Origin of the sequence: Micromonospora sp. NPDC048843, from assembly GCF_040649965.1 — a bacterium.
Taxonomy (GTDB): domain Bacteria; phylum Actinomycetota; class Actinomycetes; order Mycobacteriales; family Micromonosporaceae; genus Micromonospora; species Micromonospora hortensis.
On sequence record NZ_JBEZGJ010000246.1, the window covers coordinates 1 to 8,125 of the forward strand.

The following is an 8,125-nucleotide window of genomic DNA, read 5'->3' on the forward strand; positions in this document are numbered from 1 at the left end:
CACCGCAGCAGCGGGTCGGGCCGGAGCAACCCGAGGAGTACGACGGCAGCCAGCACGAACGCGGCCGCGCTGAACGCGAACGGGCCGGCCAGCGGGGGCAACCCCCAGCCGGTGGTGACCCGGTCGGCAAGCGCGGCGAAGTTCGGCGCGGCCACCGCACCGATGGTGGTGGCCCAGACGATCAGGGAGAGCTGCCGCCCGCGACGGGCCGGCTCGGCGAGGTCCACCGCCGTGTAGCGGGCCTGGAGGTTCGCGGCGGTGCCCCCGCCGAAGAGCAGCATGCCGAGGAAGAGCAGCGGCACCCAGCGGGTCGCAGCGGCCAGCACCACCAGCAGGCCACCGACGGCGCCGACCGCGTACGCCAGCACCAGGCCCGGCCGGCGGCCGTGCCGCGCCATGATCCGGGTGACCGGGACGGCGAGCAGCGCGGCACCGACCACCCCGGCGCTCTGTGCGACACCGGCCACCGCGGTCCCGGCGATCCGTGCCGCGAGCAGCGCGCCCACGGCGATGCCGATGGTCACGCCGATCCCGCCGATGATCTGGGTGGTGAAGAGCAGCCGCAGGGTACGCCGCTGGATCGACGCGACGTCGGGTCGAGCGGTGGTACGCGGCGCGGTCAGGTCGGTCGCCATCGGCGCTCCTGTCGGAAGGGGTGACTCATCCTCGCGCACCCGCACCGAGCAGCGGCAGTGGGTTTTGCCGACAGCCGAACCCGGTTCGGCGAGCACGCCCCGTCGCGCCGCAACCGGGTCGCTCCCGGCGCGGCCCACGCCTATGGTGCCCGGGTGAGCGATGCCGGGGTGTTGGTGGTCGAGCGGCTCAACGCGGCGTGGCACCGGGGCGACCTGGCCGCGGTGTCGGCCTGCCTCGCCGAGGACGTGACCTACAGCCCGAGCGCCTGGGACGGGCCGGCGGTGGCCCTGCGGGGTCGGGACGCGGTGTGCCGCGCCTTCGCCGACCAGCTCGGCCCTGGGCCGACCCTCGGAGCGGTCCGATCGGCCGGCGACCGGATCCTGTGCGAGTGGAGCTGGCCGCCAGCGGAGGACGGGACGGTGCTCCGCGGCGTGGATCTCTACCTGGTCCAGGATGGTCTGATCGCCGCCAAGGACGTGTTCAGCAAGATCACGGCGGGCGACTGAGGCGCCCTACCCGCCCGATCCTGGTGTTTCCGGCGCGGCCAGCAGGGACGCCAGCCGACGGATCCGGGTCAGGGTGCGTGCGGCGACGGCCACACTGACGGCGGCGACCACGCCGAAGATCACCGCGAAGCCCTCGTTGTCGGCGACGAGCAGAGCGAGCAGGACCAGCCCGAGGCACACACCCAGGACAAGCAGCAGCGCCGCCCAGGTGGCGCGCCGCTGCCGGGCGAGGTAGTTGGGCAGTTCGGCCCGTACCGCGGCGTCCTCGGGCACGGTGCCGGTCCGCAGCGCCTGGCGCAGCGCGATCCCCTCGGGATCCTGCCGGGCCTCGCCCACAACCCGCTGCACCAGAGAGATCGAGGGCCCGATCCAGACGGTGTTCAGCGCGGCGCCCAGCACGGCTTCGACAAGTGAGTCCTGCCGGTCGAACAGCCAGCGCACCGGCAACCCGATGAGCAGCGTCATCGGCACCCAGTAGACGGCCATGAGCTGCAACCCGGTCGCCCGCTCGACGAACCGCCTCCATCTCTCGCGGCGCCCGGTGGCCACAGCGGGCGCACCCGCACGACGCTCCTCGTTGTCAACGTCCATCGACCCCCGTTACCCACCCGGGCGATCCGCCACGCAATGTCAATCTTGGACAGTTTCCGTTACGGCGTAACGGAAACTGTCCAAGATCTGGACGCCGCACGGCTGGGTCGGTCAGCCGGCCATCACCCGCTGGTGCAGCGCGGAGACCGCCGAACGGGCCGCCACGAACGCGCCGTGCTGCCAGGCCACCTCGTGGCTGAGCCAGTCCCCGGCGAAGTAGACCCGCCCGGCCGGCTGGAGCAGCAGGTTGTAGCCGGCCGTGCCGTACCGGGGTGACGTCCAGGCGCCCTCGATGTAGCGGGTCCGGTCCCAGGCGTGGGAGTACGAGGTGACCAGCTCACTGCGGTACTTGTCACCGTGGATCTTGACACCCTGGCTGATCGCGCGCTCGCTGCGCTGCTCCGGCGTGAGACCGCTGTACGCCCTGGCGTTCGCCCCGGTGTTGTAGTAGCCGACGACCAGGCCGCGCTTCCCGTGGAAACCGTAGGAGGGGTACCAGATGTGCGACAGGTCCAGGTCGGTCTCGGTGATGCCGCCGTAGATCCGCTGATCGGTCTCCCACCAGCGGCTCCGGTACTCCAGGCCGATCTTCCCGGAGGCGGTGACCGGAAAGTCGGCCAGGGCCGCGGTCACCGGCGTGCCGAGATTGTGCGGCACGCGGGCCATCAGATGCGGCGGCAGCGCGGCCACGCAGTAGTCGGCGGTGATCTGCGACTGCCGGCCACCCTGCCGATAGGTCACCTCGACCCGGCTGCCCCGGTCGGTCACCCCCGTCACCTCGGCGTTGAGCCGGATCCGATGCGGGCCAACCGCCCGGGCGAGGGCGCGGGTGATCTGGTCCATCCCGCCGACCGGCTGGAACATCAGCATGGCCTGGTCGTAACCGAACTCGAAGGAGAAGTACCTGCCGACATTGCTGGCGAAGACGTTGGAGAGTGCCGGCGGCGCGCCGAGCAGGCTCCCCACGTCGTTGCCCGCACCGGGATAGGCGGAGTAGCCGCGGCGGTTGGTCCCGGTGTACGCCCAGTCGCTGGTCCGTCCGCCGATCGCGCCGAAGCTCTGCAGGAACGACAGCAGCCGGTCGCGGTCCTCGGTGGTGAGCCGGGCGTCCAGCGCGCCCTGGTCGGTGGCCTTCGCGAGCAGTTCCGAGACGTAGCCGTACACGTCGGCCTTGGCGGTGCGGTACCGGACCGGCTCGGTCATCCCGGCGGACTCGTTGTAGATCCAGGCGTCGGCGTTCTGGTTGGTGAAGACCTCGATGGGCACGCCGAGTTCCCGGCAGTAGTCCATCGTCACCATCCACTGTGCGATGCGCCCCGGCCCGGCGTTGAAGTAGACCCCGTCGGAGAAACCAGCCCGCTGGGTGCGCCCGTCGAGGTCCGTCTCGACGTCGCCGCCTCGGATGGTCAGGTTCCGCCCACCGACGCGGTGCCGCGCCTCGAGGATGGTGCAGTGGTAACCCGCCTTGCCCAACTCGTATGCGGTGGTGAGCCCGGCGATGCCGCCGCCGAGAACGACCACGCTGGCGCCCGAACGCCCGGTGAGAGTGAAGTCGGACCGCTCCGGCGGCCGGAACGCCGGGGTGACCGACGCCGCAGCGCTGGGGGCCAGCCCCATGGCGCCCATGGTGGCGAGCATCGCTCCGGCACCGCCGCTGATTCCGACAGTACGCAGGAACCCACGCCGGCTGACCATCGACTGCGTCTGATCGCTCATAACGGCCTCCCCTACAAGATCGACTCGCATGAGTCTGCAGAGGATCTGTTACGTGGTTCACGCATCGCCGTTTCCGGCGGGTATCACCTCGCCGCGCGACCCGGCCGGCGATTTCCGTCGGCTCGGATCGGGGCGGCTGCGTTTCGCGGCTCGGGCCGAGGGCGGTGGCGTCTCGGCGGGCTCCGGGTAGGGCGGGTTGCGGTCGCCGGTCAGCCGGGCAGGGCGCGGGTGACGACGGTGAGGTCGGCGACCAGGCCCTCGTACGCCTTGTCCTGGTCGTCGGCCCGCAGGACGGCGGATGGGTGGATGGTGGCCAGCAGCCGAGCTTCTGGCGCGTCGGCCCGCTTTCCGGCGTTGTCCACCGGCACCTGTTCGAAGTCGGCGGGGTGTTGGGCCGACTCCGGCCAGGGCAGCAGCTCACCCCGCTGCCGGGTGACCCGGAAGGACGGGCCGAGCAGCGCCTTGGCGGCGGTAGCGCCGAGCACCACCACGACCTCCGGACGCAGCCGGGCGAACTCGGCGACCAACCAGGGGCGGCAGGCGGTGATGTGCGCCTGGTCCGGCGTCTGGTGGATCCGCCGTTTGCCGCGCAACTCAAAGCGGAAGTGCTTTACGGCATTTGTCAGGTAGAGGTGACCCGGGTCCAGCCCGGCGTCGTCGACAGCGCGGCGCAGCAGGCGTCCGGCCGGGCCGACGAAGGGCAGCCCCTTCTGGTCCTCCATGTCGCCGGGCTGCTCGCCGACGAGCACCACGCGGGCACTTTCGTCGCCCCGGCCGAAGACCGTCTGCGAGGCGTCCCGGTACAGCTCGCAGCCCCGGCAGCCGCCTGCGGCGGTGCGCAGGTCGTCGATGGTGTCAGCGTCGGGCGGGATGAACCGCTGGGCGCCCGGAGCGCTCCCGGTCTGCTCGGCCATGCCGACTGTTATATACCCGTTCGATGCTCGCCGCCGGATACGCCCCGGTGCCCCGGCCGCAACGTGTCAGTACCCGTTGCCACCCCCGTCGCCGCCGGACGCGATCGCGATCAGCACGATGACGATGATGATGATCGCCACCGCCACCGCGATCCAGATCCCCTTACGAGCCCCACCAGAAGCCATGTCCCCCACCTCCGGGCGCCCGCATACCCGTCCCCGCCGTCCCGAATCCCCACGATCTTGCACTTTCTGTCCCGACCAACGTGCACAGGTCTGACATTTCACCAACACAAACCGCAAGATCGCGAGAGCGGGGGCGCGGGCAGGGTCAGGTGGGGAAGCCCTGGGAGGGGGGTGGATTTTCGGCTTGGGCCAGGGCTGCCGCCAGCGGGGCCAGGTCGGCGGTGTCCAGGGAGCTGACGGTGATGCGCAGGGCCGGCGGGGCGGCGATCCGGTAGAGCGCGCCGGGGGCCACCGCCCAGCCGGCGTCGCGGAGCGCTGTCACAGTGCTGGTCTCGTCCGCGACCGGCAGCCAGACGTTGATGCCACTGCGACCGTGCGCGGTCAGGCCGTGCTCGGCCAGCGCGGCGAGCAGCCCGTCGCGACGCTGCTCGTAGCTGTGCGCCGCCCGCTGCACCAACGCGGTGACAGCCGGGTCCCGCCACAGGGCGAGCACCAGACGTTGCAGCACTGTGGAGACCCAGCCGGCACCGACCCGGGTACGGCCGCTCACCCGGGCCACAGTCGTCTCGTCGCCGACCAGCACCGCCATCCGCAGGTCCGGGCCGAAGGGCTTGCTCACCGAACGGAGGAAGGCCCAACTCGCTGTCGCACCGGCGAGCGGATGCAGGGGTACGCGGGCCAGTTCGGCGGCGTGGTCGTCCTCGATCAGCAGCAGGTCCCGGCGGCCGGCGAGTAGTGTCCGCAGCGCCTCGGCGCGGGCCGCGGAGACGGCGGCGCCGGTCGGATTCTGCGCCCGACTGGTGACGATCAGCGCCCGCGCTCCGGCGGCGAGCGCCGCGGCCACCCCGCCGACCAGTGGTCCCTCGTCGTCCAGCGGTACGCCGATCGGGCGCAGGCCCAGCGCGGCGACGAGGTCGAGCAGGTTGGCCCAGCCCGGGTCCTCGACCGCCACCGCGTCGCCGGGGCGCAGGTGGGCGCCGAGCAACCGTTCGATGCCGTCCAACGCACCGCCGGTGAGCGTCAACTCCCCGGCCGGTACGCCGTCGGCGCGCAGCCGGGCACGGGCCACCTCGGCCAGTTCGGGCAGCACTCCGGCATCGGAGTAGCCGACCGAGGGGCCGTTCTCGATGGCGAGCGCCGCCAGGTGCGGGCCCAGCGGGGGCAGCAGACGGGGGTCGGGTTCACCCCGGGACAGGTCTCGGGCACCGGGCAACGGTGGGGGGCGCAGCGCGGAGCGGCGGGCGGCCACCGGCGGGCGGGGGCGTACCCGGGTGCCGTGCCGACCGGCGGTGGCGAGCAGGCCACGCTGGCGTAGCTCCTGGTAGGCGCGGGCGACGGTGGCGGGGCTGACACCCAGCTCGGCGGCGAGTGCCCGTACGGGTGGCAGGGCGGCCCCCGGTGACAGGGCGCCGGTACGGATGCCCGACTCGATGCTGGCCGAAATCTCGACGGCTGTCGTACCGATGAGCTGATAGCGTGCTGACACAAATAAGAGATTGTACTAGAACAAAGGGGCGCGCGCATGTATCCACCCACCGCCCGGACCACACCCCACCGCTCCCGCGACAAGATGAGCTACGACCAGGCCGCCGCCCACGCCGTGCTCGACGAGGCGTACGACTGCGCGCTCAGCTTCGTCGTCGACGGCCAGCCACGGGTGCTACCCACCCTTCACGTTCGCATCGGCGACACGCTCTACCTGCACGGCTCCACCGGCAGTCGACCGCTGCTCGCCGCCCGGGGCGACGACGGGTTGCCGGTCTGCGTCGCGGTGACAGTGCTCGACGGGCTGGTCTACGCCCGTTCCCAGTTCCACCACAGCGCCAACTACCGCTCGGTCGTCGCGCACGGCACCGCCCGACTGGTCACCGACGAGCGGGAGAAGCTCGCCATGCTCACCGCGCTGGTCGAGAAGGTCGGCGCGGGACGCAGCACCGCCACCCGTCCGCCCAGCCGTCGCGAGCTGGCCGAGACCGCCGTACTGGCGCTGCCACTGCGCGAGGTGTCCGTCCGGGCCCGCGCCGGCGGGGTCCGCGAGGACGAGGCCGACCTGGATCTGCCGCACTGGGCCGGCGTGCTGCCGCTGCGACTGACCGTCGGGGCACCCGAGCCGGACGCCGGGGTCACCGCGCCGCTGCCGGCGTACCTGCGGACGCCCCGCACGCCCTGGCACGACCCGGTGCCGCTGCACGGCGAGCACGTTCGGCTGGAGCCGCTCGAGTTGGCGCACGCCGACGAGTTGCACGCCGCCACCGCGGACCCTGTGGTGTGGCGGCACCTCAGCGTCGCGCCGCCCACCGCCCCCGCCGAAACCGCCGAGGTGATCGGCACCGCCCTGGCCGCCCAGCACCGGGGCGAGCGGGTGGCCTGGGTGCAGCGGTGCGCGGCGACCGGGGCGGTGGTGGGCAGCACCTCCTACTACGACATCGACCCGGAGCGGCGGGCGGTGGCGATCGGCCACACCTTCCTCGGCCGGCCCTGGTGGCGTACCGGGGTCAACACCGAGGCGAAGCTGCTGCTGCTCAGCCGGGCCTTCGACGACCTGGGCGCGGTACGGGTCGCCTGGCACACCGACATCCGCAACGTTCGCTCCCAGGCGGCCATCGAACGGCTCGGCGCGACCCGGGAAGGGGTACTGCGGATGCACCGGCAACGCCCGGACGGCTCCTGGCGGGACACCGTGCAGTACGCGATGACCGTCGACGAGTGGCCGAACGCACAGGCCAGGCTGCGAGAAAGACTTCTGCGGACGGCACCGGCGGCGTGATGATGGCGGGCGTGCTGGGGATCACCGACATCTGGACGTACGTACTGGGCACCGTGGCCATCATCCTGCTGCCCGGGCCGAACTCACTCTTCGTGCTCTCGACCGCTGCCAAACGGGGCGTCGCGGTCGGCTACCGGGCCGCCGGTGGCGTGTTCGTCGGCGACGGGGTGCTGATGTTCCTGTCCGCCGCCGGGGTGGCGTCGCTGCTCAAGGCGTACCCGCCGCTGTTCATGGTGATCAAGTACGCCGGTGCCGCGTACCTCGGTTATGTCGGGGTGACCATGCTGCTGGGCGCCGTGCGGCGCTGGCGCGACCGCAACGACCCGAGCACGCCGCGGCTCATCGACGCCGCGGAGCCGGCGGCGATGCGCAGCCCGTTCCGCAAGGCGCTGGTGATCAGCCTGCTGAACCCGAAGGCGATCCTGTTCTTCATCTCGTTCTTCATCCAGTTCGTCGACCCCGGTTACGCCTGGCCGGCGCTGTCGTTCCTGCTGCTCGGGCTGATCGCGCAGGTGACCAGCGCGCTCTACCTGACCGCGTTGATCTTCGCGGGCACCTTCCTGGCCGCCCAGTTCCGCCAGCGCCGCCGCCTGGCGGTCGGTGGCACCACGGCCGTAGCCGCCCTCTTCCTGGCCTTCAGCCTCAAGCTGGCCACAGCCAGCGCGGGCTAATCCAACCCCAACCCCCACCCCCACCCCCACCCTCGCTGCCCGCCGGCCCGCCCGCCCGCCCGCCGCGATCTTGCACTTTCGGTCGTCGAAACGCGCATTCTGAGCCGCTTTGTCGCCGCAGAAACTGCAAGATCGCGG

7 protein-coding genes and 1 pseudogene are annotated in these 8,125 nt (G+C 72.0%); 3 read left to right on the plus strand and 5 right to left on the minus strand.

Translation table 11 applies throughout. The features are described from left to right. Window positions 1-635 (minus strand): annotated as a pseudogene (locus AB0C20_RS33380) (MFS transporter); the annotation flags it as partial. Window positions 636-788: 153 nt separating this feature from the next. On the opposite strand from AB0C20_RS33380, the gene AB0C20_RS33385 reads away from it, so the two are divergent. Next, window positions 789-1,142, plus strand: a complete 354-nt coding sequence (locus AB0C20_RS33385; RefSeq protein ID WP_357182897.1) for a nuclear transport factor 2 family protein — start codon at window positions 789-791, stop codon at window positions 1,140-1,142. Between the two features lie 6 nt (window positions 1,143-1,148). Here the strand turns inward: AB0C20_RS33385 and AB0C20_RS33390 are convergent, their stop codons facing one another. The 4 genes from AB0C20_RS33390 to AB0C20_RS33405 form a co-directional block, all read right to left on the minus strand. After that, window positions 1,149-1,733 (minus strand): hypothetical protein, encoded by a 585-nt coding sequence (locus AB0C20_RS33390; protein WP_357182900.1) that lies wholly within the window; start codon window positions 1,731-1,733, stop codon window positions 1,149-1,151. A 111-nt stretch (window positions 1,734-1,844) separates the two neighbouring features. Then, entirely contained in the window at window positions 1,845-3,449 is a 1,605-nt protein-coding gene (locus tag AB0C20_RS33395; protein ID WP_357569495.1) for an FAD-dependent oxidoreductase, read from the minus strand. A 209-nt stretch (window positions 3,450-3,658) separates the two neighbouring features. Beyond that, window positions 3,659-4,363, minus strand: coding sequence for a UdgX family uracil-DNA binding protein (locus AB0C20_RS33400; RefSeq protein ID WP_357569496.1), 705 nt, complete (start codon window positions 4,361-4,363; stop codon window positions 3,659-3,661). A 331-nt stretch (window positions 4,364-4,694) separates the two neighbouring features. Next, the gene (locus AB0C20_RS33405; protein ID WP_357569497.1) at window positions 4,695-6,035 is read right to left on the minus strand and encodes an aminotransferase class I/II-fold pyridoxal phosphate-dependent enzyme; all 1,341 of its coding nucleotides are present in this window, start codon (window positions 6,033-6,035) and stop codon (window positions 4,695-4,697) included. A 36-nt stretch (window positions 6,036-6,071) separates the two neighbouring features. Between AB0C20_RS33405 and AB0C20_RS33410 the strand changes: the two genes are divergently transcribed. Together AB0C20_RS33410 and leuE are read left to right on the plus strand one after the other, a co-directional pair. After that, entirely contained in the window at window positions 6,072-7,316 is a 1,245-nt protein-coding gene (locus AB0C20_RS33410; protein ID WP_357569498.1) for a bifunctional pyridoxamine 5'-phosphate oxidase family protein/GNAT family N-acetyltransferase, read from the plus strand. After that, entirely contained in the window at window positions 7,316-7,987 is a 672-nt protein-coding gene (leuE, locus tag AB0C20_RS33415) for a leucine efflux protein LeuE (protein ID WP_357569499.1), read from the plus strand. The genes AB0C20_RS33410 and leuE overlap by 1 nt, the downstream gene beginning before the upstream one ends. Window positions 7,988-8,125 lie beyond the last annotated feature (138 nt).